The 26529-nt window shown below is 69.9% G+C and carries 20 protein-coding genes and 1 pseudogene; 11 read left to right on the top strand and 10 right to left on the bottom strand.

Going from position 1 to position 26529, the window contains the following annotated elements:
• Nucleotides 1-18: 18 nt before the first annotated feature.
• Complete coding sequence (locus tag ACX114_RS06545) at nt 19-1392, top strand: spondin domain-containing protein (RefSeq protein ID WP_459295793.1); 1374 nt, start codon at nt 19-21, stop codon at nt 1390-1392.
• 27 nt (nt 1393-1419) lie between these two features.
• Here ACX114_RS06545 and ACX114_RS06540 read toward each other — a convergent pair whose 3' ends face one another.
• Nucleotides 1420-2811: a TerB family tellurite resistance protein gene (locus ACX114_RS06540; protein ID WP_459295791.1), complete on the bottom strand. Its 1392-nt coding sequence runs from the start codon at nt 2809-2811 to the stop codon at nt 1420-1422.
• A gap of 197 nt (nt 2812-3008) precedes the next feature.
• The gene (locus tag ACX114_RS06535; RefSeq protein WP_459300075.1) at nt 3009-3869 is read right to left on the bottom strand and encodes a metal-dependent hydrolase; all 861 of its coding nucleotides are present in this window, start codon (nt 3867-3869) and stop codon (nt 3009-3011) included.
• A 210-nt stretch (nt 3870-4079) separates the two neighbouring features.
• Here ACX114_RS06535 and ACX114_RS06530 point away from each other — a divergent pair.
• Nucleotides 4080-5935 (top strand): annotated as a pseudogene (locus tag ACX114_RS06530) (HSP90 family protein).
• Entirely contained in the window at nt 5932-7044 is a 1113-nt protein-coding gene (locus tag ACX114_RS06525) for a hypothetical protein (RefSeq protein ID WP_459300073.1), read from the top strand. Before ACX114_RS06530 ends, ACX114_RS06525 begins: the two are co-directional and overlap by 4 nt.
• A gap of 244 nt (nt 7045-7288) precedes the next feature.
• Here ACX114_RS06525 and ACX114_RS06520 read toward each other — a convergent pair whose 3' ends face one another.
• From ACX114_RS06520 to ACX114_RS06500, 5 genes are all read right to left on the bottom strand, one after another.
• Nucleotides 7289-9592 carry a Tex family protein gene (locus ACX114_RS06520; protein WP_459295789.1) on the bottom strand — a complete coding sequence of 768 codons (2304 nt, stop codon included), beginning with the start codon at nt 9590-9592 and terminating at the stop codon, nt 7289-7291.
• A gap of 53 nt (nt 9593-9645) precedes the next feature.
• A complete protein-coding gene (locus ACX114_RS06515; protein ID WP_459295787.1) occupies nt 9646-11703 on the bottom strand; it encodes a glycosyl hydrolase family 28-related protein in 2058 nt (685 codons plus the stop codon).
• A 158-nt stretch (nt 11704-11861) separates the two neighbouring features.
• Nucleotides 11862-14081 (bottom strand): alkaline phosphatase D family protein, encoded by a 2220-nt coding sequence (locus ACX114_RS06510; protein ID WP_459295785.1) that lies wholly within the window; start codon nt 14079-14081, stop codon nt 11862-11864.
• Between the two features lie 171 nt (nt 14082-14252).
• Complete coding sequence (gene recA, locus ACX114_RS06505; protein WP_459295783.1) at nt 14253-15338, bottom strand: recombinase RecA; 1086 nt, start codon at nt 15336-15338, stop codon at nt 14253-14255.
• Between the two features lie 112 nt (nt 15339-15450).
• Nucleotides 15451-16221 (bottom strand): hypothetical protein, encoded by a 771-nt coding sequence (locus ACX114_RS06500; protein ID WP_459295781.1) that lies wholly within the window; start codon nt 16219-16221, stop codon nt 15451-15453.
• 91 nt (nt 16222-16312) lie between these two features.
• Between ACX114_RS06500 and ACX114_RS06495 the strand changes: the two genes are divergently transcribed.
• Genes ACX114_RS06495 through ACX114_RS06480 form a run of 4 tightly spaced genes read left to right on the top strand, consistent with a single transcriptional unit; the run spans nt 16313 to nt 18157 of the window.
• Nucleotides 16313-16915: an RNA polymerase sigma factor gene (locus tag ACX114_RS06495; RefSeq protein WP_459295779.1), complete on the top strand. Its 603-nt coding sequence runs from the start codon at nt 16313-16315 to the stop codon at nt 16913-16915.
• A complete protein-coding gene (locus tag ACX114_RS06490; protein ID WP_459295777.1) occupies nt 16912-17391 on the top strand; it encodes an anti-sigma factor family protein in 480 nt (159 codons plus the stop codon). The genes ACX114_RS06495 and ACX114_RS06490 overlap by 4 nt, the downstream gene beginning before the upstream one ends.
• Nucleotides 17391-17885, top strand: coding sequence for a DUF3106 domain-containing protein (locus tag ACX114_RS06485; protein ID WP_459295775.1), 495 nt, complete (start codon nt 17391-17393; stop codon nt 17883-17885). Before ACX114_RS06490 ends, ACX114_RS06485 begins: the two co-directional genes overlap by 1 nt.
• A complete protein-coding gene (locus ACX114_RS06480; protein WP_459295773.1) occupies nt 17882-18157 on the top strand; it encodes a hypothetical protein in 276 nt (91 codons plus the stop codon). Before ACX114_RS06485 ends, ACX114_RS06480 begins: the two co-directional genes overlap by 4 nt.
• Before the next feature lie 79 nt (nt 18158-18236).
• Here ACX114_RS06480 and glmS read toward each other — a convergent pair whose 3' ends face one another.
• Nucleotides 18237-20072, bottom strand: a complete 1836-nt coding sequence (gene glmS / locus ACX114_RS06475) for a glutamine--fructose-6-phosphate transaminase (isomerizing) (protein ID WP_459295771.1) — start codon at nt 20070-20072, stop codon at nt 18237-18239.
• 114 nt (nt 20073-20186) lie between these two features.
• Entirely contained in the window at nt 20187-21587 is a 1401-nt protein-coding gene (glmU, locus tag ACX114_RS06470; protein WP_459295769.1) for a bifunctional UDP-N-acetylglucosamine diphosphorylase/glucosamine-1-phosphate N-acetyltransferase GlmU, read from the bottom strand.
• Nucleotides 21588-21975: 388 nt separating this feature from the next.
• On the opposite strand from glmU, the gene ggt reads away from it, so the two are divergent.
• Both ggt and ACX114_RS06460 read left to right on the top strand, forming a co-directional pair.
• Nucleotides 21976-23739, top strand: coding sequence for a gamma-glutamyltransferase (gene ggt / locus ACX114_RS06465; protein WP_459295767.1), 1764 nt, complete (start codon nt 21976-21978; stop codon nt 23737-23739).
• Nucleotides 23740-23760: 21 nt separating this feature from the next.
• The gene (locus ACX114_RS06460) at nt 23761-24543 is read left to right on the top strand and encodes a TatD family hydrolase (RefSeq protein WP_459295765.1); all 783 of its coding nucleotides are present in this window, start codon (nt 23761-23763) and stop codon (nt 24541-24543) included.
• Nucleotides 24544-24690: 147 nt separating this feature from the next.
• On the opposite strand, the gene ACX114_RS06455 is transcribed toward ACX114_RS06460, so the two are convergent.
• Nucleotides 24691-24966 (bottom strand): hypothetical protein, encoded by a 276-nt coding sequence (locus ACX114_RS06455; protein WP_120592242.1) that lies wholly within the window; start codon nt 24964-24966, stop codon nt 24691-24693.
• A gap of 324 nt (nt 24967-25290) precedes the next feature.
• Here ACX114_RS06455 and ACX114_RS06450 point away from each other — a divergent pair, with 324 nt between their 5' ends.
• A complete protein-coding gene (locus tag ACX114_RS06450) occupies nt 25291-25536 on the top strand; it encodes a hypothetical protein (protein ID WP_014394118.1) in 246 nt (81 codons plus the stop codon).
• Nucleotides 25533-26525 carry an amidohydrolase family protein gene (locus tag ACX114_RS06445; RefSeq protein ID WP_459295763.1) on the top strand — a complete coding sequence of 331 codons (993 nt, stop codon included), beginning with the start codon at nt 25533-25535 and terminating at the stop codon, nt 26523-26525. Before ACX114_RS06450 ends, ACX114_RS06445 begins: the two co-directional genes overlap by 4 nt.
• Nucleotides 26526-26529 lie beyond the last annotated feature (4 nt).

Genomic DNA, 26529 nt, shown 5'->3' with positions numbered 1-26529 from the left:
CCCAGGGAGACTCCCGCCATGTCCATCCGCTCCTTCCGTGTTGGCGCCGCCCGAGCCGCGCTGGGCCTGCTCACCCTGTCCGCCTGCGGCTCCGGCGACGACACCGACCCGTCCTCCCGGCGCTTCCGCGTGCGCATCGAGAACGTGGCGCCCTTCCAGAACCTCAAGTCCGGCCGGTTCGACACGAAGGTGAGCGGCACCTCACCGGGCCCGCTGGCCCCGGGCGACACCTACGAGTTCAGCTTCACCGCGGGCGTGAACCACCGGCTCTCCTTCGCCGCCATGTTCGGGGCATCCAATGACTGGTTCTTCGGCACGGAGCCCCAGGGTATTCCCCTCTACACCGCCCTCGGGCAGCCGGTGACCGGCAACATCACCTCGCAAATCGTCCTCTGGGACGCGGGCACGGAGGTGAACGAGGAGCCTGGCGTGGGCGCGCACACCGGTCCGAAGCAGGCCACCTCCACGGATGGCCCGGGCATCCGGGACTTCAACTCCGACAAGGTCCGGCGCGTGGGCACGCAGCCCGTCCTCAGCAGCGGCCTGCCCTTCAACCTGCCCCCGCTCACGTCGATGATCCGCGTGCAACTGGCCCATGAAGCGGCCACGAACCGCTTCACCGTGCGCATCGAGAACGTCTCCGACGACCGCAACACCCTGAGCACCTCCGAGGGCATCAAGCCCGTGCGCATCTCCCCGGGAGTCTGGGTGGTGTCCGCGGGCAATGAGCCCCTCTTCACGGAAGGCCAGCCGGACCGGGGCAACGGACTGGAGGCGCTCGCGGAGGGCGGCGACGCCACCGCGCTGGACACCTGGCTCAAGCCGCTGAACGGCGTGGCCACGCCCCTGTCACCGGGCGTCTTCGCCGTGCACAACGCCGCCTCGCCGCTGTTCACCGAGGGCACGCAGGACCGGGGCCAGGGACTGGAGGCGCTCGCGGAAACGGGCGATGCCTCGCGGCTGACCAACGCCCTCGCCTCGACGCCGCCCGCGGGCGTGAGCAGGTCGGGCACCTTCAACACGCCCGTGGACGCGTCCGCGCCCGGTCCCCTCCTGCCGGGCCGTGCCTACGAGTTCACCGTCAACGCCAGCCCCGGCGACCGGCTGACGTTCGCGACCATGTTCGGCCAGTCCAACGACTGGTTCTTCGGCCCCGACGAGCAGGGCATCGCGCTCTTCGACAAGGCCAACGCCCCCGTGACGGGCGACATCACGTCCAGGGTGTACCTGTGGGACGCGGGCACGGAGCTGGACGAGGAGCCCGCCGTGGACCCGCACCAGGGCGCCTCCGAGTGGACCGTGGACACCGACAAGACCGTGCGCCGGGTGCCCCCGTCGCGCTACGGCACGCCCCTGACCCAGCACCTGCGCGTCACCCTCACGGCGGAGTAGTCGCGCGCCGCGCTTCACCCGGGGACTTCAGACGGCCTCGCGCTCCAGGGTGTCCTCGTCGTCGGAGTCCACCGCGGGGCCGTCCTGGAAGGCGCTGGGCAGCAGGCTGAAGGGCAGCACCTTCGCCAGCGCCGCCAGGAGCAGGATGCCTCCCGGCGCGGCGAAGATGGCCAGCGCGGGGATGGCCTTCGCCACGTCGATGAGCTGCGCGCGCATGCGCTGGCGCTCGTCGGCGGTGAGCTTCTGGCGCCGCGCCGCCTTGGTGAGCAGCACCGCCAGGTCGCCCGTCTCGCGCGCCTCCTGCATGAGCCGGTGGAAGTTCTTCTCCAGCGTCTCCTGCATGCCACCCATGAGCTCCTCGCCCATGGCGCCCGCCGCGTCCGACACGGTGAAGACATCCACCAGCGAGCGGTGCCGCGCGTAGAACTCCGCCATCTCCAATTCCAGACGGCGCAGCTCCGCGTGGGGCACGTGCAGCGCGCCCGCCAGTGTGTCGATGAAGGCCCGCTCCCGCCGCGTGCGCCGGCCATCCACCAGCGCCGCCAGCAGCGCCTGCTCCAGCAGCAGGTGGCGCATGTCCACGCTGCGCACGCGGCGCACCACCTCGCGCACGTCGCGCTTGCGCTCGAAGGACTGGCGCACCGCGGCCTTCACCTCGCCCTCCAGCGCGTGCGGCAGCTTCAGCCCCTCCACCTGCCGGAGGATGGCGCGGCGCGCGGGCGCGCTGGGTTCGCGGTCCACGCACGCGAGCGCCGTGAGCACATCCACGAGCAGCGCCTTCTGCCGCGCCGCGAAGTCCCGCCGCCGCTCCGCCGTCGCGCGCGACAGCCGCCCGCTCGAGAACAAGTCGATGGCCTGCCGGCAGAACAGCTGCGCGTCCGCGTACTGAGCGCCGTTGTGCAGCACCAGCCCGTACACCGGGTCCCCGGCCAGCGACGGCGCCCGCTTGTCGAGCGCGTCCTCCACCCGGCCCACCATCCGCCGGGGCACCGGCAGCCCGGCCGCGAGCCGCGCGTCCAGCGCCATGGCCAGGTCCAGCTCGCCCGCCAGCACCGCGAAGAGCACCAGGAGCTGCTCCACCCGGGGGCCTTCCGGCGCGTCCATCACCCGCGCCAGGTCCAGCGCCATGCGCGCCAGCGTGCGCACCACGGCATGGAACAGCTCGTCCTCCACGGCGCGAGCGGGAACGTCGAAGGGCTCACCGCCATCCACCGGCGAGGGCAGCGGCACGGGCGTGCCGTAGACGAGACCGGAGGCGCGCAGCGTGCGGCGCAGGAAGGCGCGGCCCCGGGCCCGCCCGGAGGCGGACTCCGAAAGCGGAGGGGTCGGGACGGGCGCGGGGGCGCGCGCATGCGCGGCGACCACGTCCGTCAGGAGCGCGGCCAGCCAGGTCCCCCTTCCAAAAACCAGCACCGACACCGGTACACCCCTCGAAAGCGCGCGGCCGGAGCTTCCCCCTCGGGCGCGCTGAGGCCGGGAATAACCCAGCCGCATCCCGGATGCCACTCGACCCCAGGCTCACGCGGGCGTCCGGCAACGGATGCTGATGGCTGGTGGAAAAAACAGCGCGCCCGTCCACCCAGGGCGGACGGGCGCGCGAAGTGAACCCGGAAGGCCTACAGCGCGGTGGCCTTGCCCGGCTCCAGGGCGAGCACCTTGGTGGTGGCCCGGGTCTTCTTCAGCTCGGTGGTGAGCGCGTCCGGGGTGCCGGCCAGGGCGGGGAAGGTGCCGTAGTGCATGGGCACCACGGTCTTCACCTTCAGCAGCTTCGCGGCGACGGAGGCCTGCGCGGGGTCCATGGTGAAGTGGCCGCCAATGGGGAGCAGGGCCACGGTGGGCTTGAACTGCTCGGCGATGAGGCCCATGGACTGGAAGGCCCCGGTGTCGCCCGCGTGGTACAGCGTGGGGCCGTTGGCGATCTCGATGACGAAGCCCAGCGGCGCGCCGGCGTACTGCGACGCGGCCTTCGGGTCCGCCTGGTAGCTGCTCGAGTGGACCGCCTCCACCAGGTGGATGGTGGCGTCCTTCACGGTGAACGTCCCGCCCGCGTTGGCGCCCACGGCCTGCGCCTCCGGCAGGCCCAGGAGGTTCACCAGTTCGAAGGAGCCGTACACCTTGGCGCTCGTCTTCTGGGCCAGGGCCTTCGTCTCACCCACATGGTCGAAGTGGCCGTGGGACACGAGGATGGCGTCCACCGCCTCCGGCCAGGTGGCGCCCTGCGGCGCCTTGGGGTTGGTGAACCACGGGTCGATGGCGATGGTCGCGCCGCCCGGCGTCTTCACTACGAAGGCGGCGTGGCCCCACCACGTCACCTCCGTCTTGCCCGCCGTGGCCGCCGCCTTGCCCGCCGCGGCCTTGCCCGGCGCCTTGGCGTCGGCCTTGGGAGCCGCCGGCGTCGTCGGCGTGCCCTGCGCGAAGGCCGCGCCCGCGACGCCCAGCACCGCGCTCACCACCACTGCCTTCAGCTTGTTGCCCATCGTTGTCCGCTCCAGGAGGAAGGAAAGAGACGACATGTCGCCGTGCCGCCGGGAGGCGCCGCACGGCCGGGGCGCGACATACCACCCCGCCAGGGAGGCGGAAGGGGGCTGGCGTGTCCGGTTGCCTTGGGAAGGACACATGCCTTCATCCACCCACGGCGGGGGATTGTGGCCCCGGGGAGGATGCAGCGCGCTACGCTCGACGGCCGCGTGGACCATCGATTCCAAGTCAGCCTCCGTGGGGTCATCGACCTCCTGTCCCACCACCTGTACAGCTCCCCCGGGGTCTACGTGCGGGAGCTGCTCCAGAACGCCACGGACGCCATCCGCGCCCGCCAGCAGTTGGAGCCCCAAGCCACCGGCGCCGTGGGGCTGGAGCTGCGGGAGAAGCAGGACGGCGGGCCGCCCACCCTGCTCTTCATGGATGAAGGCGTGGGGCTGACGGAGGAGGAGATCCACCGCTTCCTGGCCACCATCGGAGAGTCCTCCAAGCGCGAGCAGTTGGAGGCCCGCCGCAACGACTTCATCGGCCAGTTCGGCATCGGCCTCCTGTCGTGCTTCATGGTGTGCGACGAGCTGCTGGTGGTGACGCGCTCGGCGAAGGGCGACGGGCGGACGCTGGAGTGGCGGGGCCGGCACGACGGCACGTACGACGTGCGCGTCTCCGAGCACCCGCTGGACGCCCCCGGCACGCACGTCTACCTGGTGGCCCGGCCGGACATGGTGGAGTGGTTCACGCCGGAGCGGGTGCGCCAGCTGGCGAAGCACTACGGCGGCCTGCTGCCCTTCCCCGTGCGGCTCACGGTGGATGGACAGACGGAGACGCTCAACCCGGACGGTCGCCCTGGCGCCGCTTCTACGAGACGCCGGGAGACCGGCGGCAGGCGCTGCTCGCGTACGGGCGCGAGGTGTTCGGCACGGACTTCCTGGATGTGATTCCGCTGCGCTCGGAGGCGGGGGACGTGGACGGCGTGGCGTATGTGTTGCCGGCGTCGCCGCACTTCAACGCGAAGCAGAAGCACCGCGTGTACCTGAAGCAGATGCTCCTGTCAGAGAGCGCGGAGAACCTGCTGCCGGAGTGGGCGTTCTTCGTGAAGTGCGTGGTGAACGCGAACGGCCTGCGCCCCACCGCGAGCCGCGAGTCCTTCTACGAGGACACGGTGCTGGCGAAGGCGCGCGAGGCGCTGGGCCAGTCCCTGCGCAAGTACCTGGTGGACCTGGCGAACGACGACCCTCGGGCGCTACAGCGGCTGATTGCGCTGCATGGGCTGTCGGTGAAGGGGCTGGCGCTGGACGATGACGACTTCTACCGGCTGGTCATCCATTGGCTGCCTTTTGAAACATCGCTCGGGGTGATGACGTTGGCGGACTACCGGCGGTCCTGGCCGGTGGTGCGCTACACGCCGACGCTGGATGGGTTCCGGCAGGTGGCGCGGGTGGCGGCGGCGCAGGGGCTGTGCGTCTTGAACGCGGCGTACACGCACGACACGGCGCTCTTGGAGAAGCTGCCGCACGTGGTGCCGGAGGCGCAGGTGGCGCCGTTCTCGTCCGCGGACCTGCCGCAGAGCTTCGAGGAGCTGACGCTGGACGAGCGCGAGGCCGTCTACCCGCTGCTGCGTCTGGCCGAGCGGGTGCTCGCGCCGTTCCGCTGCGGGGTGGAGGTGAAGAAGTTCTTCCCTGCGGAGGTGCCCACGCTCTACAGCTCGGACGCGGAGGGCGCGTTCAAGCGGGACGCGGAACGGGCGCGGGAGGAGTCGGACGACCTGTACGCGGGCGTGCTGGACGGAGTGATGGCGGGCACGGGTGGACAGGACCGCGCGCTGCTCTGCCTCAACCTGCACAACCCGGTGGTGCGCCGGCTGGCGGCGGTGGAGGGGCGGGAGTTGCTGAAGCTGTCGGTGGAGATGCTCTACGTGCAGGCATTGCTGTTGGGTCAGCACCCGCTGAACGCGCAGGAGATGGCGCTCTTGAACCACGGACTGCTGGGGCTCATCTCCGCGCGGCTGGATGACAGTGGTGGCGGAGGGGGCGGTTCGTCGGGTCCGGGCTCGCGGGGGATGCACTGATGGCGGACTGGCGCCAGCAGGTGGAGGCCCTGCGCGGGCAGGCGGAGGAGCTGCCGGAAGGTGACGCGAAGGTGCGCGCGCTGGAGGAGGCGGTGCGGCTGACGGACGCGCACGGCGACGTGCCGCTGGGGTACGAGCTGCGGGACGCGCTCATCGACGCGGCGACGTTCGGGGGGTATCCGGACAAGGCGCTGGTGGCGTTCGCGTGGTGCCGGGGGCAGCAGAAGAAGGATCCGCAGCGGTTCGACCCGGAGGACATGCTCTGGAAGCAGAAGTGGGTGGTGGGCCGGCTGGACGAGTTCCCGCACATCAGCCGCAAGCAGATTTCCGACGCGCTGGATGACGTGGACCAGAGCTTCGCGAAGCTGGACGCGGGCAAGCGGGCGGCGCTGAAGCTGCGCTACCAGATGGCGCGCGACATGGGCGACACGGAGGACGCGGAGCGCCTGTGGGAGGCGTGGCTCGTCACGCCCAGGGACCACCTGACGGACTGCCGCGTCTGCGAGCTGGATGACGAACTGGACCACCACGTGGACAAGGGTGAGTGGGAGCAGGCCATCCAGAAGGCGAAGCCCATCCTGGATGGAAGACAGTCCTGCGCGGAGATCCCGCACCTGACGTTGGGCACGCTGCTGTATCCGTTCTTCAAGCTGGAGCGGATGAAGGAAGCGCGGGACTGCCATGTGCGCGGCTACGCGATGGTGGCGAAGAACCGCGAGTTCCTCGCCACGGTGGGAGAGCACCTGGAGTTCCTGGCGCTGACCGGCAACCTGTCGCGAGGGCTCACGCTGCTGGAGAAGCACCTGGGCTGGGCGTTGGAGCACTCCAGCTACCGGGACCGGTTCAGCTTCTACACGGCGGCGTCGTTCCTGGTGGGCCAGGTGGTGGCGGACGGCCGCGACGAAGTGAGCCTGCGTTTGCCACGAGCATTCCCGCTGCACGCGGTGGACGGAGGCTACGGGACGCGGGCGCTGAAGGACTGGCTGGAGTCACAGGCACGCGACATCGCGGCGCGGTTCGACGCGCGGAACGGGACGAAGCGGTTCACGGGACTGCTGGCGCGCAATGAGGTGCTGGCGAAGGAAGCGCGGCTGTTCCCGCTGGACTGAGCGTCTCAGCTAGCTGCCAGCCCCATCCAGCAGCCCCCGAGGAAGCAAGCCAGGGAACTCGGCTTCAAAAGCTCGAACATCCCTGGCGAGTTGCTGGACAGACGCGTCGTGCAGTGGCCCTTGGTATTGCAGGGTGTCCGCGCGGCGGGCAATCAACCACTCGATATCCAAGACCGGGGCCCCTGGCCTTTCCAAAAGCCCTTGAAGAACCCCGGCCAGGTCGCGAATCCAATTTGACAAGCGTTTAGCGCTTCAGCTTCGAGAACGGATTGTTGAACGGCTCCGGCTTCTTCTGCGGCGGAGCCTGTGTCGCGGGCTTCTGGGCGGGCCGCTGCTGCTGCGCCGGTGCGCTCGCGGGCTTCGCCTGTGCCGGCCTTCCGGACGGCTGCGGCGCCCCGCCTTCCAGCACTGCCCGCACCGACAGCGCCAGACGCTTGCGCGCGAGGTCCACTGACAGGACCTTCACCGTCAGCCGGTCGCCCACCTTGGCCACCTCCGACGGGTCCTTGATGAAGCGCGCCGCCAGCTGCGACACGTGCACCAGGCCGTCCTGATGCACTCCCACGTCCACGAACGCTCCGAACGCCGTCACGTTCGTCACCACGCCCTGCAGCACCATCCCCTCCTTCACGTCCTCCAGCGTGCGCAGGTCGTCCCGCGTCGCGTGCGCCGTGAAGTCTCCTCGCGGGTCGCGGCTCGGCTTCTCCAGCTCCGCCAGGATGTCCTTCAGCGTCAGCTCGCCCAGCTCCGGCCCCAGGTAGCGCTTCGCTTCAATCTGGCGCACCAGCGCCGCGTTTCCCACCAGCGACGCCACGTCCACGCCCAGGTCCTTCGCCATCCGCTCCACGACCGTGTAGCGCTCCGGGTGCACCGCGCTCGAATCCAGCGGCTCCGGCCCTCGCACCCGCAGGAAGCCCGCCGCCTGCTCGAACGTCTTCGGCCCCAGGCCGCTCACCTTGAGCAGCTCCCGCCGCGTCGTGAAGCGCCCCTTCGCCGCCCGGTGCGCCACCAGCTTCTTCGCCAGCGACGGCCCCACTCCGGACACGTGCTCCAGGAGCTGCGGTGACGCCGTGTTCACGTCCACGCCCACCGCGTTCACGCAGGAGTCCACGACCTCACCCAGCTTCTTCTTCAAGAGGCCCTGGTCCACGTCGTGCTGGTACTGCCCCACCCCGATGCTCTTCGGGTCGATCTTCACCAGCTCCGCCAGCGGATCCTGCAAGCGCCGGCCAATCGACACCGCCCCGCGCAGCGACACGTCCAGCTCCGGGAACTCCTCCCGCGCCACCTCCGACGCGGAGTAGATGGACGCCCCCTGCTCGCTCACCGACACCACGGGCACCTGCACGCCCATCGCCTTCAGCGTGTCGCGCGTGAAGACCTCCGCCTCGCGGCTGCCGGTGCCGTTGCCCACCGCGATGAGCTCCGGCTTGTGCTTGCGCACCACCGCCTCCAGCAGCTTCGCCGCGCGCGCCCGCTCGTCCGCGCTCCGCTCCGAATAGAGCGTCGTCGTCTCCACCACCGTCCCCGTCGCGTCCAGCATCACCAGCTTGATGCCCGTGCGCAGCCCCGGGTCCAACGCCAGCACCGCCCGGGCCCCCGCGGGCGCCGCCAGCAACAGATGCCGCAGGTTCTCTCCGAACACGCCGATGGCGCCCTTGTCCGCACGCTCCTTCAGCTCCGCGCGCAGCTCCGACTCCAGCGATGGCCCCATCAGCCGGTCCCAACTGTCCTCCACCGCCGCGCGCAACTCGCCCGCGAACAGCGACTGCGGCCGGGTCACCACGCGTCCGGTGAAGAGCCCCTTCACCTCGTCATCCGGCAGGCCCAGCTTCACCTTCAGCACGCCCTCCTCCTCGCCACGCAACAGCGCCAGCACGCGGTGGGACGGGGCCTGGGACAGCGGCTCCTCGTGGCCGTAGTAGTTCTCGAACTTGGTCGTCTCGCCCTTCTTCGCGGGCACCACGTCCGAGCGCAGCGTGCCCCGCCGCGTGCAGAGGTCGCGGGCCTCGCGGCGCAGCTTCGCGTCCTCCGCCACCCGCTCCGCGCAGATGTCCCGCGCGCCCGCCAGCGCCTGGGCCACGTCCGCCACGCCCTTGTCCGCGTTCACATAGGGCTTCACCCGCGCGTCCAGGTTCTCCCCGCGCTGGCCCTCCTGCTTCCACACCAGGTCCGCCAGCGGCTCCAGCCCCTTCTCCCGGGCGATGGCCGCGCGCGTGCGGCGCTTGGGCTTGTACGGCAGGTACAGGTCCTCCAGCTCCGCGCGCGTGCGCGCCGACTGGAGCGCCTTCTTCAGCTCCGGCGTCAGCTTCCCCTGCTCCTCGATGCTGCGCAGGATGGTGTCGCGCCGCCCGTCCAGCTCCGCGCGCTCCGTGGCCTTGTCCAGGATGGACTGGATTTGAACCTCATCCAGGCCCCCCGTGGCCTCCTTGCGGTAGCGCGCGATGAAGGGGACCGTGCCTCCCTCTTCGTGCAGTGCGAGGGTCCGGTCCACCTGCTCCGGCTTGATGCCCAGCTCCTGGGCCAACGCGGCGGCATAGACGTGCATGGCGCCCGTCTATACCCCGGTCCGCTCGCGCCTCCCAGAGACGCGCCGCTCGCCTACTGCCGCACCAGACGGATGACGTCCAACGCCACGTTGTAGCCCGTGCTCGCCGCGTTCTTGCCCACCGTCGTGAACGTGAACGCCTGGGGCTCCAGGTCCGTGAACGTCACCGTCCCCAGCTCCACCTCCGCGAACTGCGTGGTGGCGGAGTACTCGTCCCGCGTCCCGCCCACCGCCACCCCGTTCACGTCCAGCCGGTACTGCCCCCGCCCGCTGTTGCGCTTGGTGCGCACCCGCACCGCGAACGTGCCCACCGTGCGCGGATAGAGCGTGTACGTCACCTTCGCGCCCACCGCGCTCGTGTTGTGGTAGCGCACCCCGCCCAGCTCCGGCCCCGCCTCCACGCCGGTGGACGACGGATCCGGGGTGCTCGTCGGCTTCAGGTTCTCCGCCTGGTACACCAGCGCCCTCGCGTCGTGCTCCACCGCGCGCCCCAACCGCTTCTGCGTCTGGTCCACGTAGAGCGACTGCGGCACCAGCTCGTTCCCCGACTGCGTCACCTCCGAGAAATCCGCCGGCGCCGTCTTCGTCGTCACCGACACGTCCACGCCCGTCGCGCTGCCGCGCATCCCAATCACATACCCCTGCCCGTACTGCTGCGAGCGCACCACGCTCGAGCCCCCGTACGACGGCGCCTTCGCCCCGTTGGTGTTCCAGAACACGCTCTCCGTCGTGGTGACGCCGTGGCTCGTGGTGCCATAGGGCGAGCGGTCCGCCGCCTCGAAGCGCTCCTGGTACAGCGTGGTGTTGTCCACCAGGTTCGCCGCGCTCAGGTGCATGTGGAAGTCAGACACCTTCTCGCCGTTGGACACGCGGTTGTTGAACAGCACGTTGCCGGTGGTGTGCATGGAGCGGAAGTCGAAGTTGTGCCGCCCGCCGTACGCCACGCTGTCCTTCACCAGGCTGTCGCTGCCCCGGATGGAATACAGGTACCCGTTTCCGCCACCGCCCTTGTACTGGGGCTTGTCGATTTCACACCCCTCCACCGTGATGTTGCGCGCGTAGTTCAGGTCGATGCCGTTGGACGTCACGTGCACGTCCTGCGTGTTGGACGGCGGCCGGTAGGAACTGACGCCGCGCACCCAGCCGTCCACCACGTGGTTCATCAGGAGCGCCGTGGACTCGTGCACCTCGTACGCGCCCCGGCCCTGCACCGTGTAGTCCTCCTCGGCCATGCCCGGAGTGGGGTTCTCCCGCATGCCGATGGCCAGGTGCTCCACGCCCACCTCCGACAGGTGCGCGGGCACGCGGTACACCCGCGCGTTGTCGCGCATCAGCAGCCCCTGTCGCAACGGGATGTCCAACGTCAGCATCCGCGTCGCTGAGTCCACCGCCACCACCTGCCGGTAGAAGGACGGTCCGGGCAGCGACGTCCACGTCGTGCCCATGTTCAGCTCCGCGCTGCGCGTCGCCGTCAGGTCCGCCCGCACCACCACCCACGTGCCCACCGTGTAGCCGGACACGCTCGCCACCTGGATGCGCGTCGCCTGGTTGGGCGCGTCCTGCGTCAGCGCCACCGACGCCGTCGAAGCCGACGTCCAGGACACCGTCGTGTCGCGCGGGCTCACCTGCACCACGCGCTTGCTGCGCATGTCCGTGGCGGAGTTGTAGAGGAACGTGGACGTCGCGCCCTGCCCGCGCAGCACCACGTTGCTGTACCGGATGAGCAGCGCGTACGGCTTGCCCGCGGGCGGCGCCACCCGGTACGTGCCCCGAGGCAGGTACACCACCCCGCCCCCCGCCACCGCCCCCGCGTCGTCGAGCGCCTGCTGCAACACCGCCGTCACGTCCGACGCCCCCGTGTTGTCCGCGAAGTACGGCGCCTGCGTCACGTCCAGCACCCGGTCCATGCGCACCGGCGGCTCCGCCTGCCGCATCCGGTAGCCCGCGTAGGAGAAGTCATGCAGGAACCGCGACGGGGTGCCCGGCTGCGAGTACCCCGGCGTCCACGTCGACGGATACAGCACGCTCCGCCACGGCGCCGCCTCCGCCACTCCCACGGCCATGATCAGCCCTGCTCCCAGCAGTCCCTGCCATCCCTTGCGCGCGCCCACGGTGTGCTCCTTCCCGGTGTCCCGGACTCCCTCAATGGAAGCCTTGTTCCAGGAAAACAGCACAAAGCTGAAAAATCGCAAAGTCGCCAAGCCATGAAAAAGGGCCGCGCGGGGAGTGCCCCACGCGGCCCTTCTTCTTCACTTCATGACCGTCCGGCTCAGGCCGGCTGGATGTCGCTGTTCTTCACGCGGAAGGTCTTCGCGGTGAACTTCGCCTCCAGCTCGCTGTCCGCGCGCTTGGAGTAGTCCTTGGCCACCTCGCTGGCGGGGATGAGGTGGAAGGTGGCGAGCGTCTCATCCGCCTTCACCTCCACCAGCACGAAGCCGTGCGAGTCCGCGTCCGCGAAGCGCAGACCCGGGTTGGACGCCTGGAGCGTCTTCTCCATCTCCACGACGGCGTGCTGGTACACCGGCGCGCCCGTGGCGTAGCCCGCGCCAATCAGCGCCAGGCTGGCCAGGCTCTTGATGGAGCCGGAGGTGATGGCTGGCGCCGTCAGCGTGGGCACGCCCTCCTCCACCGACGCGAACGACGCGTGGATGTCCCCGGAGATGAACAGCGTGTTCGTCACGTCCGCCTTGAGCGCGTTGAGCATCACCTTCTTCTTCGTGGGGAAGCCGTCCCACTGGTCCACGCTGAAGTAGAAGCGCTGGCGCAGCGTCGGGTCCGTGATGTCCGCCTGCTGCCGGAAGTCCCAGATGAGCGCCGACAGCGACGTGGAGCTCACCACCATCTTCCAGGTGTTCTGCGCCGTGGCGAGGGTCTGGTTGAACCACGCCTGCTGGTCCGGGCCGAACACGTCCTCGCTCTTGCCCTGGGACAGCTGGAACTTCACCGCCGCGAACAGGTCGAACGTGTCCTTCACCACCACGTAGCGCGAGCCCTGGATGTTGAAGAGCGCCGCCTTGCCCATGTGCGCGTACGCCAGGCCCCGGGGCTTGCCCGCGGGGGCAATCACCAGCCCCTTGTTCACCGCCGCCAGCACCTGGTTCACGTAGTAGAGCGCCACGGGCCCTGCCACCCACTTCGCCATCTTCTGCGCGGCCTCCGCGTCCGTCAGGCCCGCGGCCTTCGCCTGGCTCAGGTACACGCCCTGGAGCACCTGCTTCTGGGCCGCGTACGCCGCGTCGTCGATGTTCACGTACGCGAACGTGTCCGTCTGGAACGTGGCCTTCACCGGGTCCGGCTGGCCCTGGAGCGCCGCGCCCAAGAGCGTCTCGTCCAGCACCACGCCGCCCGGATACGCGTCCTCCGGGATGAGGTGGTCCGGCCGGTAGCTGCGGTAGTCCGTCACCAGCAGCTTCAGGTGCTTGCCGTACTCGAAGTCACGGTAGATGCGCGAGTTGGGGAAGCGCGGCTCGCTGCCCACGTCGATGGCGCCCTCGGGCGACTGCGCCGTGTCCAGCGGGATGTACTCCAGGAAGGCCTGCTCCGCGTTGAGCTTGCGGTCCAGCTGCGTCTCGTCCCGCTTGCCGTCCTCGTACGTGGCCACGTCCTGCCAGCAGTCGTCGGAGAACTCGTGGTCGTCCCAGACGATGATGAACGGGTAGCGCTCGTGGACGCCCTGCAGCTGCCGGTCCGTGCGGGTCGTCTTGTAGAGGTCGCGGTAGTTGGACAGCGAGTTCGCCGCCAGGAACGCGGTGAGGCCCGTGCCCTGGGGCAGCGCCTCGTCCGGCGCGCTGAAGCGCACGGCCCGGCCGCCTTCGCCGGACTGGAAGGACGTGTCGCCCGTCGTCTCGTAGACGTAGTCGCCCAGGAAGACGACGAAGTCCAGGTCCGCGTCCAGCTGCAAGAGCCGCTGCCAGGCGTTGTAGTAGCGGCCAATGAAGTCCTGGCAGCTGGCGAAGACGAACTTCACCGGCACGTCATCCCCCGCCGCGGGCGCGGTGCGCGTGCGCCCGGTGCGCGTGGTGTGCTTCTGGCCGTCCTTCTCGTAGGAGAAGCGGTAGTAGTACGTCGTGCGCGCGGACAGCCCGGTGACCTTCACCTTCACCGCGTGGTCATGCGCCGCCAGCGCGGACAGGTCCTTCTTGTCCAGCACCAGCGTCTTGAAGTCCTCCGTCGGGGAGACCTCCAGCCGCAAGGGCAGGTCCGACCCGGCGCGGTCCTTGTCCTCCACGCGCACCCACAACACCACGCTGTCCGGACGCGGATCCCCCGACGCCAGCGACTGCGGGAAGTAGGGCGAGCCATCCGAAGTCTCCGTCGAGTCGTCGTCGGAGCATCCAAAGGTCGTCGTCGCCGCGACAGCAACCACGGCTTGCAGGAACGTGCGGCGTTTGAAGGGGTTGAACAAGGCGGTGGACTCCAGCGGGGAGCAGGGGTGAAGGGGCTCCCGGGTCGCGAAGTCTAGAGGCGCTCCTCCCTCCACACGAAACATCCCGGCGACAGGCCGGTGATGACCGTGCGCGTCACGCGCCCAATCCCTCTCACGGTGAAGAAAAAGGGGCCGGCCCCATCGCTGGAGACCGGCCCCTTCTCTCTCTGCTTCACCCGCCGCGCCGCTCCCCCCGGAGGTGCGCGGCGGGCCATTCCTCGAAATGCCCTGCGGCTACTTCACGGCCTTCACGCGCGGGCGCTTCTCGCCTTCCGCCGGCTCGCTTGCTTCCGCCGCGGGGGCCGCCGCACCGGCCGTCTTGCCGATGCCGTACTTCTCCAGCACCAGGCCCTCGACCTCCTTGTAGGTCTCCGGGTGCTCGCGCAGGTACTCCTTCGCGTTCTCCCGGCCCTGGCCGATGCGCTCTCCCTTGAAGGAGAACCAGCTGCCGCTCTTCTCGATGATGTTCTCGTTGGAGGCCAGGTCGATGAGGTCGCCCTCACGCGAGATGCCCGCGCCGTACATGATGTCGAACTCCACCTCCTTGAAGGGAGGCGCGACCTTGTTCTTCACGACCTTCACGCGGGTGCGGCTGCCCACCACGTTCTCGCCGTTCTTGATGGCGCCCACGCGGCGGATGTCCATGCGCTGCGACGCGTAGAACTTCAGCGCGTTGCCGCCCGTGGTGGTCTCCGGGTTGCCGAACATCACGCCAATCTTCATGCGGATCTGGTTGATGAAGATGACGCACGTCTGGCTCTTGGAGATGGTGCCCGTGAGCTTGCGCAGCGCCTGGCTCATGAGGCGGACCTGCACGCCCATGTGCGCGTCGCCCATCTCGCCCTCGAGTTCCGCCTTCGGCACGAGCGCGGCCACCGAGTCCACCACCAGCACGTCGATGGCGCCGGAGCGCACGAGCATCTCCGCGATTTCGAGGCCCTGCTCACCGGTGTCCGGCTGGGACAGGAGCAGGTCGTCGGTGCGCACGCCCAGCTTGCGCGCGTAGCCCACGTCCATGGCGTGCTCCGCGTCGATGTAGCCGCACACGCCGCCGCGCTTCTGCGCTTCCGCGACGATGTGGAGACACAGCGTCGTCTTACCGGAGGACTCCGGCCCGAAGATTTCGATGATGCGTCCGCGCGGCACGCCGCCCACGCCCAACGCGATATCGAGTGAAATCGAACCCGTCGAAATGGCCTGGACGTCCTTCATCATGGGCTCGTCGTTGCCGAGCCGCATGATGGACCCCTTGCCGAACTGACGCTCCACCGCCGCCAGCGCCAGCTCGATCGCCTTTTCCTTCTCCTGATTCACGGCCATTTCTCGTCGCTCCTTGGAAGAGTGGACCACCCCGGTCCACCTGAACGCGCTTTTAGTACGCGATGGGTAGACCCTAGTCCACCCCTCTGACATCCGTTTTGGGTCCTGGCGGTCAGCTCTTGCGCAGGGCAGCCAGGAAGGCGGCCACCAGCCCGCCCAATCCGGCCGCCCAACCCGCCGGAACCTCTGGCACCAGCACCATCCCCAACCCGACCCCGGACACCACCGTCAGCAGCGCCAGGGCTCCGCGATACAGGGGAGAGTTCACGGAGGCAACCGTCAGCAGGGTCAGGGACAGCAGGGTCAGGAGCCCCTGCAGGATGAGCAGCCCGCCGGGCACGACGACGCCTGTGAGTCCCATCACCACCTGCAACGCCAGCGCCCCCAGCCCCACCGCCAGGGCCGGGAAGGGCCCTCCCCTGGGGGGCGTCAGCCGCGTGCCCGGGGCGGGGGCGTTCGTGAGGTGCTCCAGGTCCTCCGGGCGCACCTCCAGCGCGTAGGGGAAGCCCAGGGACAGCAGGGACTCCACCGCCGTGGCCCGGCAGGAGCGCCCGTCCGAGTCCACCAGCCCGTCCAGGTTGCCCCCCTCCAACAGCCGGTGGAAGGCGTCCGCCTCCGCCCGGCCCCCGCCCTGCGCCCCCATCTCCTCCAGGAGCTGGTTGAGGTTCCAGGCCAGGCGCTTCTGTTCTTCCCCTTGGGCGCGCCGGGCCTGCTGCGCCAGCAGGTACATGGGCAGCGGCGAGTCCGTGGGCGGGGTGGGCGTGCCGCCCTGCGCCAGCGGCTCCGACGCAGGCTCCCAGGCCGCCAGGTCCGAGACGGGCTCCGCCTCTCCTCCCGGGTGGGGAGCCGGTGTGCGCGAACGTGGGCGGAAAGCATCGGACACGGTGGCGAAACTGTAACCGGGGCGCCCCGTGGGGTTCAAAGTGGGGGTGGCCCGCAACTTCCAGCGGGCAACGGGGTTTGGGACCTCACGGATGGATTGGGACCCGGACACGCAGGCGATGCTGAAGGTGGCGGCGGGCGACAAGCAGGCCTTCGCCTGGCTCTTCGACCGGCACCACGCGAGCGTGGCGCGCTTCGCGTTCCGCTTCGTGGGGGACGCCGCGCGGGCGGAGGAGCTCACGCAGGACATCTTCGTGAAGCTCTACCGCCACGCGCGCTCCTACAAGCCCACGGCGAAGTTCAAGACGTTCCTCTTCCGGGTGGCGACGAACCATTGCCTCAACGAGATGCGGCGCGGCGAGTACCGCGTGGCGCGCCTCACGGCGGAGGCCCCGGCGGAGGAAGACGTGGGGGCGATGCGGATGCCAGGGCCCGACGGAGACAGGCCCGACCAGGCGCTGAGCGGCCGGGAGCTGGAAGAGGCCGTGGGGCTGGCCCTGAAGGACCTGAGCGACCGCGAACGGGCCGCGTTCACCATGTGCCGCTTCGAGGGCATGGCGTACCGGGACATCGCCGAGGCGCTGGAGGCGAGCGAGGCCGCCGTGAAGAGCCTCATCCACCGGGCCACCCTGGCGGTGGCGCGCAGGATTGAAGCGTTGCAGGCGGGCACCGTGCCCGCGAGGAGTCGGGCATGAGCTGTTCCTACGAAGAAGACCTGACGGCCTGGGTGGACGGGGAGCTGCCGCCTCCGCACCGCGCGCGCGTGGAGGCCCACCTGGGCACCTGCGCGGAGTGCCAGGCGACGGAAAGGCTCCTGCGCCTCACGGTGGCGCGGATGGCGGAGCTGCCCGCCTTCACGCCCTCCCCGTCCGCCCGGCGCGAATTGCTGGCGCGGGTGGACGCGCTGCCGCCCACCTGGCGCGAGCGGTTCGCGCGCCTCTTGAGGCCCGGCGTGCTCGTGCCCTCCGCGGGCGTGGCCGCCGCGGTGGTGCTGACGCTGCTCGTGGCCGGACGCACGCGCGTGGAGGCGCCCGCGCTGGAGGAGTGGGACCCGGGCGCGCTGGAGGTGGCGGCGAACCTGGAGCTGGTCGAGGACTACGAAGTGCTGGGGCTGGACAGCTCCGAAGACCTGGAGGTCGTCGAGAACCTCCACGAACTGGGGGTGCCGTGATGCTGGGAAGGATGACCGCCGGCGTGCTGGCGGTGGCGCTGTTCATCGGCATGCCCGCGCGCGCCGCCAACGCCCCCGCGCCTGGCGCCGCGGAGCGCTTCGAGAAGCTCTCGCCGGAGCAGAAGGAGGCCCTGCGCGCGAAGCTGCGCGAGTTCAAGGCCATGTCCCCGGACGAGCAGGCCCGCGTGCGCGCGAACCTCCAGCGCTGGCGGCAGCTGCCCCCGGAGGAGCGCGACCGGCTGAGGACCAACCTGCGCGACTTCCAGAAGCTGTCGCCCCAGGAGCGGCAGGCGGTGCGTGAGCAGGTGCGCGAGCTGCGAGGCCTCACCCCGGAGCGCCGCGCGGAGCTGCGTGGCCGGATGCGCGCCTATCTCAAGGAACACCCGGAGCGCCGCGAGCAGATGCTGGAGAACATGCGCCGCTGGCGGCGGATGTCCCAGGAGCAGCGACAGGAGGCACGCGAGCGGCTGCGCGAAAGGCGGCGCAAGCCGTGAGGCCCGCGCCCTGTTGGCTGCTGCTGTTCGCGCTCGCGGCGGGCGTGCCCGCGTCCGCCCAGCAGTCCCCGCCGCCCCCGCCGCACGAGGAGGTCCCCGCGCCCGCGAAGGCCGTGCACCCGGAGGCCCCTCCCCCGCCCACCGACACCCGCCGCCCCCAGCCCCCGCTCACCGACGAGGATCGCGAGGTGGTGGAGAACCTGGAGCTGCTGGAGTCGCTGGACGCCGCCGCGGACCTGGAGGTGCTCCTGGAGCTGGCGGACGAGAAGTAGCGCCGGAAACGAAGAAGCCCGGGCCCCCTGTGGAGGGAGTCCGGGCTCTTGCGCACTCAGGCGTTGAAGCCGTGAAGCGCTACTCGACGGTCACGCTCTTGGCCAGGTTGCGCGGCTGGTCCACGTCGTTCCCGCGCATCTCCGCCACGTGGTACGCGAGCAGCTGGAGCGGGATGGTGGCCACCACCGGCGCGAGCAGCGCGCAGGCGGCGGGGATGCGGATGACGTGGTCGGCCAGGGTGTCCGCCTGGTTGTCGTCCTCGTCGAGGATGGCGATGACCTTGCCGCCGCGCGCGCGGACCTCCTCGATGTTGCCGATGATCTTCTCGTAGGCGATGTGCGGCTGCTTCGGCGCGATGACCACGACGGGCATCTTCTCGTCGATGAGCGCGATGGGGCCGTGCTTCATCTCACCGCCCGCGTAGCCCTCCGCGTGGATGTAGGAAATCTCCTTCAGCTTGAGCGCGCCCTCCAGCGCCACCGGGTGCATGGGGCCACGGCCGAGGAAGAGGAAGTCCTGCGCGTTCATGAACTCACGCGCCACGCGCTTCACCTGCGGCTCGCACTTGAGGACGTCTTCAATCATCTTCGGCACCTGGGTCAGGTGCGTCAGGTGCTCCTGCGCCCCCTCCACGGACAGCGTGCCGCGCATGCGGCCCAGCTTCACCGCCAGCAGGTACAGCGTCACGAGCTGCGTGGTGAACGCCTTGGTGGACGCGACGCCGATCTCCGGGCCCGCGTTGGTGAGGACGTGCAGGTTCGCCTCACGCGTCATCGCGCTGCCGATGACGTTGCAGATGGCCATGGTGTGCGCGCCCAGCCGCTTGGCCTCCTTGAAGGCCGCGAGCGTGTCCGCCGTCTCGCCGGACTGGCTGATGGCGATGACCAGGTGGCTCTTCTCCACGATGGGGTCGCGGTAGCGGAACTCGCTGGCGAGCTCCACCTCCACCGGCAGCCGCGCCAGCGACTCGATCATGTGCTTGCCGGCCACGCCCGAGTGCCAGGACGTGCCGCAGGCCAGGATGGTGACCTTGGTGAAGGACTGGACCTGCTCCTGCGTGAGGTTCCAGGTCTCGAAGTGGACGTCGCCTTCGGTGAGGAGCATCCGGCCGCGCAGCGTGTCCGCGATGGCGCGGGGCTGCTCGTGGATCTCCTTGTGCATGAAGTGCTTGTAGCCGCCCTTCTCCGCCATCATCGGCGTCCAGTCGATGCGGCGCGTGGGGCGGTTCACCAGCTTGCCCTCACGGTTGAAGATGTCGACCTTCGCCGCGGTGACGACCGCCAGGTCGCCCTCCTCCATGTAGACGAAGTCACGCGTGTGCTCGAGCAGCGCGGGCACGTCGCTGGCGATGAAGTTCTGGCCCTGGCCCAGGCCCAGCACCATGGGCGACGCGTCCTTCGTGCACACGATGCGGCCCGGGTCGTTGGAGCACACCACCACCAGGCCGTAGGTGCCCTTCACCTGCTTGATGGCCGTGCGCACCGCGTCCGGCAGGTCCACGCCGCGCTCCACCTCCGCGGAGATGAGGTGCGCGAACACCTCCGAGTCCGTCTCCGACGAGAAGACGTGGCCGCGCGCGCGCAGCTCCGCCTTGAGCGCCAGGTGGTTCTCGATGATGCCGTTGTGCACCACCGCGACGTTCTTGTACGTGTGCGGGTGGGCGTTCTCGTCGGAGGGACGGCCGTGCGTGGCCCAGCGCGTGTGGCCGATGCCCGTGGTTCCCTTGGGCAGGTCCTGCACCACGCGGTTCTCCAGGTTGCGCAGCTTGCCCGTGGCACGCACCACGTTCAGTTGGTTGCCGCCCACCACCGCGACGCCCGCGGAGTCGTAGCCCCGGTACTCGAGCTTCTTCAGACCCGACACCAGGATGGGAGCAGATTCCTTGTCACCGACGTAGCCAACAATCCCGCACATGTTCTTCCCTGCCTCTTTCTCGTCCCGCGGCGCCGGAGCAAACCACGGGAAACCCGTTCACGCCCAACACGCCCAACCCCGCCCCGCCGACCGACCAGCAGGCGAGCACTCTTGCTAACCAGCCTTCACCTTCACCTGCCGTGCCTTCTTGGCCGCCACCCACCCCTCCTTCACGACCTGTGGCGCACGGGACACAGCGAGGCTCCCAGGAGGCACATTTTTCGTCACCGTGGTGCCCGCGCCGACATACCCGCCGTCCCCCACCTTCACCGGCGCCACCAGCTGGCTGTCCGAGCCGATGAACACGCCATCGCCCAGTTCAGTCAGGTGCTTGTTCACCCCGTCATAGTTACAGGTGATGGTGCCCGCGCCGATGTTGCAGCCCGCGCCGATGTTCGCGTCGCCCAGGTAAGTCAGGTGGTTGGCCTTGCTGCCCTTGCCGATGCGGGCCTTCTTCGTCTCCACGAAGTTCCCCAGATGCACTTCCTCTGCCAACTCCGTGGCGGGACGCAGCCGGGAGAACGGGCCGATGATGCAGCGCTCGCCCACACGCGCCTCCTCCAACACGGAGTAGGGCTTGATGTGGGTGCCATCCGCCACGTGGGAGGCCGTGAGCACGCTGCCCTGGCCGATGATGACGCCCTTGCCGATGACGGTGCCGGCCATCAGCGAGACGCTGGGGCCTACTTCCGTATCGGTGCCAATGGTGATGCCCTCTTCGATGTACGCGGTGGCGGGGTCCTGGATGGACACGCCCGCGCGCATGTGGGCTTCGTTGATGCGCTGCTGGAGGACGCGGGCGCGCGCCGCCAGCTCCACCTTGTCGTTCACGCCCGCGGTCTCCGTGGCGTCCGCGTCCACCGCGCCCACGGGGCCCTGCTTCGCGGCCATCTCCACCAGGTCGGTGAGGTAGTACTCGCCCTGCGCGTTGACGGGTTTGATTTCGGCCAGCGCCTTCCAGAGGAAGGCCGCGTCCACGGAGTAGATGCCCGCGTTGCACTCCTTCACCGCGCGCTGCTCCGGGGTGCAGTCCTTGTGCTCCACGATGCGCGCGACCTTGCCGCCCTCGCGGATGACGCGGCCGTAGCCGGTGGGATCCTCCAGCGTGGTGGACACCAGCGCCAGCACTCCACCTGCGGCGTCGTGCGCGGCGAGCAGCGCCTGGAGCGTCTCCTTCCGAAGCAGCGGCACGTCTCCGTAGAGGATGAGCACGCGGCCGTCGTGGCCCTTCAGCGCGTCTTCCGCGGCCTTCACCGCGTCCGCGGTGCCCTTCTGCTCCTTCTGGAGCGCGAAGCGCAGGGGCGCGTCCGGGAAGTGGGCGCGGATGGACTTCTCCACCTCCGAAGCCTGGTGGCCCACCACCGGAACCACGTGCGTGGCGCCCAGTTCCAGGGCCCGCTTCAAGGGATAGGCGCAGAGGGGACGGCCGAGGATGGGGTGAAGGACCTTGGCCTTCTCCGACTTCATCCGCGTGCCCTTGCCCGCGCACAGCACAACCGCCGCCAGAGCTGTCATATGCGGCGGAGAATTAGGGACCGCCGATCAACTCGTCAACCGCGCCCGGACGGCAAAACTGATCGCGGGGCGTCCGGGGAGGGCCGTGCGCTGACTGCTACACACAACGTGTTGCATTGGACCGTGATACCGAAGCGCGGCTTCAGGAACGTCGTCAGCCGTGCCGTGGTGGGGGCCGGAGTCGGAACCGACGCCGGGTTTTCCACGGGGTTCGGAAGACTCATGAGCACCGCCAGTTGCTGCGCATGACCGGAGAGTGCCCCGCTTCCGCTCACAATCCAAGGAAAAAAATGTTGTCTTGTTGAAACCCTGGTCCGGGCGCGGCGAGTGGTGCATTAGGGAACGGCTGGAAATCACAAGGAAAGGCGTCCAGGTGGGGAAAGCACACATGGGAGCCGTGGGACGGAAGTCGTTCCGCGCGCTGGGACTCGCGGTGTTGCTGGTGGCGACTCAGGCGGGTGCGGCACGTCCCTACCGGGGAGGTGCGGTGGCCACGGCGTACCCGCCCGCGAGCGAGGCCGCGCTCCAGATGTTGGACAAGGGCGGCAACGCGGTGGACGCGGCGGTGGCGGCGGCGTTCGCGGCGGCGGTGGTGGGTCCCTACCACTCCGGCGTGGGCGGCGGCGGGTTCGCGCTGGTGCACGACGCGAAGTCGGGCGGCCCCCAGGTGCTGGACTTCCGGGAGGTGGCTCCGAAGGGCGCCTCCCGCGACATGTATCTGAAGGACGGCGCGCTGGTGCCGGGGCTGTCCACGGACGGCGCCCTGAGCGTGGCGGTGCCGGGCGCGGTGGCGGGCTACCTGGAGCTGCTGTCCAAGCACGGCAAGCTCAAGCCCGCGGTGGTGCTTGCCCCGGCCATCCGGCTGGCGAAGCAGGGCTTCTGGGTGACGCCCAAGTACCAGCAGATGGCGAAGGGCCGCGTGCAGTGCCTGAGCCGGGACGCGGAGGCCGCGCGCATCTTCCTGGTGCCCAACGCGCAGGGCACGCCGGACGTGCCGCCGGTGGGGCATCTGATCAAACAGCCGGACCTGGCGCGCACGCTGGAGCGGATCGCCAAGGGCGGCGCGAAGGCCTTCTACGCGGGCCCGGTGGCGCAGGCGATGGTGAAGACGGTGCAGGACGCGGGCGGGCTGCTCACGCAGGAGGACCTGACGAACTACCGCACGCGCCCGGCCACGCCGCTGGAGACCACCTACCGCGGGCACCGCATCCTCACCATGCCGCCGCCCAGCGCGGGCGGGCTGGCGGTGGTGCAGGTGCTGGGCATGCTCCAGCAACTGCGGCCGCAGGGCGTGCCGTACCGCGACCCGGAGTCGCTGCACCTCTACGTGGAGGCCGTGCGGCGCGCGTACGTGGACCGCGCGAAGTACCTGGGTGACCCGGCCTTCGTGCAGGTGCCGCTGGAGCGGCTGACGTCGCCCGGCCACATCGCGGACCTGGCGGGCGGCATCGACCCGAAGAAGGCCACCTCCAGCGCGTCGCTGCTGGCGCCGCTGAAGGGCGGCCCGGCCTCCACGCTGAGCAAGGACGCGCAGCCCCTCACGCCGGAGCCGGAGAAGAAGAACACCACGCACATCTCCGTCATCGACAAGGACGGCAACGCGGTGGCCATGACGACCACGGTCAACTACAGCTTCGGCTCGTGCCTCGTGGCGAAGGGCACCGGAGTGCTCCTCAACGACGAGATGGACGACTTCGCCGCGCAGCCGGGCGTGCCCAACGCGTACGGGCTCGTCACCGGTGAGCCCAACGCCATCCAGCCCGGCAAGGTGCCCCTGTCCTCCATGTCGCCCACGCTGGTGTTCTCCAAGGAGGACCCGAAGCGCGTGATGCTGGCGGTGGGCAGCCCCGGCGGGTCCACCATTCCCACCACCGTCATCCAGGCCATCAGCAACGTGGTGGACCACGGCATGGACGTGGCGCGCGCGGTGGGCACGGGCCGGCTGCACCACCAGTACCTCCCGGACGAGCTGTGGGTGGACAAGTGGGGCCTGGAGCCGGCGACGCTGTCCACGCTGGAGGCGAAGGGCCACAAGATTCGCCGGGTGGACGCATGGGGCGACGCGGAGGCCGTCTACAGCGACCCGGGCACCAACCTGCGCTATTCCTCCAGTGACCCGCGCAACGAGGGCGCCGCGACGGGCCAGGACTGAAACGAAGGAGAACCCCTGCCCGTGGCCGAGCCGCTCCCGCTCTTCGATGCGCACCTCCACCCGGAGGCCCTGACGGACCAGGACCTGGAGTCCATGCGCTTCTTCGGCGTGGAGCGGGCCCTGGTGGTCGCGCACCACTTCCCGGAGCCCACGGCCAAGGGGCTGCGCCAGCACTTCGACCAGCTGGTGGAGAAGCAGCTGCCGCGCCTGGAGCGGCTGGGCATCCGCGCCTGGGCCGCCCTGGGCGTGCACCCGCGCTGCATCCCGCGCCGGGGCCTGTCGGAGGTCCTGAGCCACCTGCCGGACTACTTCGAGGGCGGCCGGGTGGTGGCCCTGGGAGAGACGGGCCTGCACGTGGGCGGCGAGGAGGAGGAAGAGGCCTTCCTGGAGCAGCTGGCCCTGGCCCGCCAGCTCAAGCTGCGCGTGGTGGTGCACACGCCGCTCAAGGACAAGGAGCGCCACACGCGGCGCATCCTCACGCTCCTGCGCCAGTCGGGCCTCGCGCCCTCGCGAGCGCTGGTGGACCACGCCAACGCGCGCACCGTGCGGACCATTCTGGAGGTGGGCCACTGGGCCGGCCTCACCCTGCACCCGGAGGCCCTCCAGGCGGACCGGGCGGTGGCCCTGGTGCGGCGGCTGGGCAGCGAGCGCCTGGTGCTGGACTCGGACGCGGGCGACGGCGCGGGGGACATCCTGGGGCTCGCGCGCACGGCGAACCTCCTGGGCAAGGCGAAGCTGTCCGAGCGCATCGTCCGGCGGGTCACCCGGGACAACGCCGCCCGCTTCTTCCAGATCCACGACTGAGCGCGGCATCCACGCGCCGTGCGGGTGGCGCGCGGCGCGTTGAAAAGTGGACGAACGCCCGCCCCTGTCAGCGCTGTAAATGCGACGGGCCCCACGCCGTGAAGCGCGGAGCCCGTGGCTTTACAACCTGTGCCCCTGGAAGGGGGCCTAGTTCAACGAGACGGAGGCCTGGGCCTCCGGGTGCAGGGTGAGCCCCTGCGCGTCCGGCGCCAGCCGCACCTGCACGGGAACGCCCTGGGAGCGGTACTCCGCGAGGGAGTCCGCCGCCTCGTCGAGCAGCTGCTGATAGCGCTCCTCCAGCTCCACCGCGATCAGGAGCATGGTCTCGCCGGCGTCCGTCACGCCCGGCCGGTACACCTGGCACCGCTGGAACCGCGCCCAGCGACCGTTCTGCATCTTCACAAGCTCGCCGTCGTAAGCCATGCGCAGCACCCTCTTGAGTGAAATCCGACGGACGCAATGTAGAGGCGAATGCCCGCGCTGTCATCCCCCCGTTTGAAAATTCGTAAACCCTTCGGAATTCCAGGCAGTTGCCAACACTCAAGGGCATGCCCAGGGGTGTCCCGGGGGCGGGACCGGCGCAAAATGTAAAGTGGAACACTGTCAACGCGGTTAACTCGGACGAAGGTCCCATGCCGCGTCGCGCTGTCAACACTCCGTGAACCCGCCAGCTCGGGAGGGGCGGCCGGGGGACGGGGCGGGACTGACGCGTGGCACCTCGGTGGGGCATCCCTTAGATTCCAGCGGATGAAGTTGCCCCTGCCGTTCCGTCGCGACCGTCCCATCATTCCGTCCGCCAACGCGCAGGATCACGCGGAGCGGCTGATCGCCGAGTCCCTGCGCATGCTCGGCCAGGTGTGTTCGAAGGTCGCGGACGCCATCGAGGCGCAGCGGCTGGAGCGCCAGGGCTACGCGCACAACAGCTACCTGCGGCGCCTGGATCTGGACGAGGACGACGCGAAGAAGCCCTCGGGACCGGGCACGGGCGGATGACGGCGCACCGGGAGCCTCCTGGAGCACACGCCCACCCCGAGCACGAGGACGCCGACGCGCCGGTGCCGTGCCTGGCCTCCTCGCCGGCCGCGACCTGGCGGGAGCAGGGCATCCAGATGCCCATGCCCGCGCTGGCGGACGAGGAAGGGCCCCGCGTGGACCCCGGCCTGCCGCCCGTCGTGGACGCGCACGTGCACCTGTTCCCCGATCGCGTCTTCGAAGCCGTGTGGCGCTGGTTCGACCGCTACGGCTGGCCCATCCGCTACAAGCTGCACACCCCCAGCGTGCTGTCGTTCCTCCTGTCCCGGGGCGTCGAGCGCGTGGTCGCCCTGCACTACGCCCACAAGCCGGGCATGGCGCGCGCGCTCAACGCCTTCGTGGCGGAGGTGGCGAAGGCCGAGCCCCGCGTCATCGGCCTCGGCACCGTGTTCCCGGGCGAGCCCGACGCCGTCGCCATCCTGGAGGAGGCGTTCGCCCTGGGGCTGAAGGGCGTGAAGCTGCACTGTCACGTCCAGGCCTTCGCCCCGGACGCGCCCCCGCTGCACGAGCTCTATGAAGCGTGCGCCCGGGCGGGCAAGCCGCTCGTGATGCACTCGGGGCGGGAGCCTTCCAGCGCCCGGTACCCGGTGGATCCGTACCAGCTCTGCGCCGCGGAGCGGGTGGAGCGCGTGCTGAAGGATCATCCCACGCTCAAGCTGTGCGTGCCGCACCTGGGAGCGGACGAGTTCGACGCGTACGCGCGCCTGCTGGAGCGCCACGACACGCTCTGGCTGGACACGACCATGGCGGTGGGCGGCTACTTCCCCGTGCCCCTGCCCAGGAAGGCGCTGGAGGTCCGGCCCGAGCGCATCCTCTATGGGACGGACTTCCCCAACATCCCCTATGCGTGGGACCGGGAGCTGCGGGCGCTGGCCGGACTGGGGCTGGACGAGGCCGCGCTCGCGGGGGTGCTGGGAGGCAATACGCTGAAGCTCTATGGGGAATGTTGAAAAG

The sequence above is a fragment of the Corallococcus sp. M7 genome (assembly GCF_054512695.1).
The sequence above is the reverse complement of the archived record's forward strand: the minus strand, read 5'-3'. Positions and strand labels throughout refer to the sequence as shown.

Coding starts and splice junctions, on each gene's coding strand:
- ACX114_RS06545 (WP_459295793.1), top strand. CDS start 19: ATGTCCATCCGCTCCTTCCGTGTTGGCGCCGCCCGAGCCGCGCTGGGC.
- ACX114_RS06535 (WP_459300075.1), bottom strand. CDS start 3,869: ATGGGCAACAAGCTGAAGGCAGTGGTGGTGAGCGCGGTGCTGGGCGTC.
- ACX114_RS06520 (WP_459295789.1), bottom strand. CDS start 9,592: ATGCACGTCTATGCCGCCGCGTTGGCCCAGGAGCTGGGCATCAAGCCG.
- ACX114_RS06510 (WP_459295785.1), bottom strand. CDS start 14,081: ATGTTTCGTGTGGAGGGAGGAGCGCCTCTAGACTTCGCGACCCGGGAG.
- recA (WP_459295783.1), bottom strand. CDS start 15,338: ATGGCCGTGAATCAGGAGAAGGAAAAGGCGATCGAGCTGGCGCTGGCG.
- ACX114_RS06495 (WP_459295779.1), top strand. CDS start 16,313: ATGGATTGGGACCCGGACACGCAGGCGATGCTGAAGGTGGCGGCGGGC.
- ACX114_RS06490 (WP_459295777.1), top strand. CDS start 16,912: ATGAGCTGTTCCTACGAAGAAGACCTGACGGCCTGGGTGGACGGGGAG.
- ACX114_RS06485 (WP_459295775.1), top strand. CDS start 17,391: ATGCTGGGAAGGATGACCGCCGGCGTGCTGGCGGTGGCGCTGTTCATC.
- glmS (WP_459295771.1), bottom strand. CDS start 20,072: ATGTGCGGGATTGTTGGCTACGTCGGTGACAAGGAATCTGCTCCCATC.
- glmU (WP_459295769.1), bottom strand. CDS start 21,587: ATGACAGCTCTGGCGGCGGTTGTGCTGTGCGCGGGCAAGGGCACGCGG.
- ggt (WP_459295767.1), top strand. CDS start 21,976: ATGGGAGCCGTGGGACGGAAGTCGTTCCGCGCGCTGGGACTCGCGGTG.
- ACX114_RS06455 (WP_120592242.1), bottom strand. CDS start 24,966: ATGGCTTACGACGGCGAGCTTGTGAAGATGCAGAACGGTCGCTGGGCG.
- ACX114_RS06450 (WP_014394118.1), top strand. CDS start 25,291: ATGAAGTTGCCCCTGCCGTTCCGTCGCGACCGTCCCATCATTCCGTCC.
- ACX114_RS06445 (WP_459295763.1), top strand. CDS start 25,533: ATGACGGCGCACCGGGAGCCTCCTGGAGCACACGCCCACCCCGAGCAC.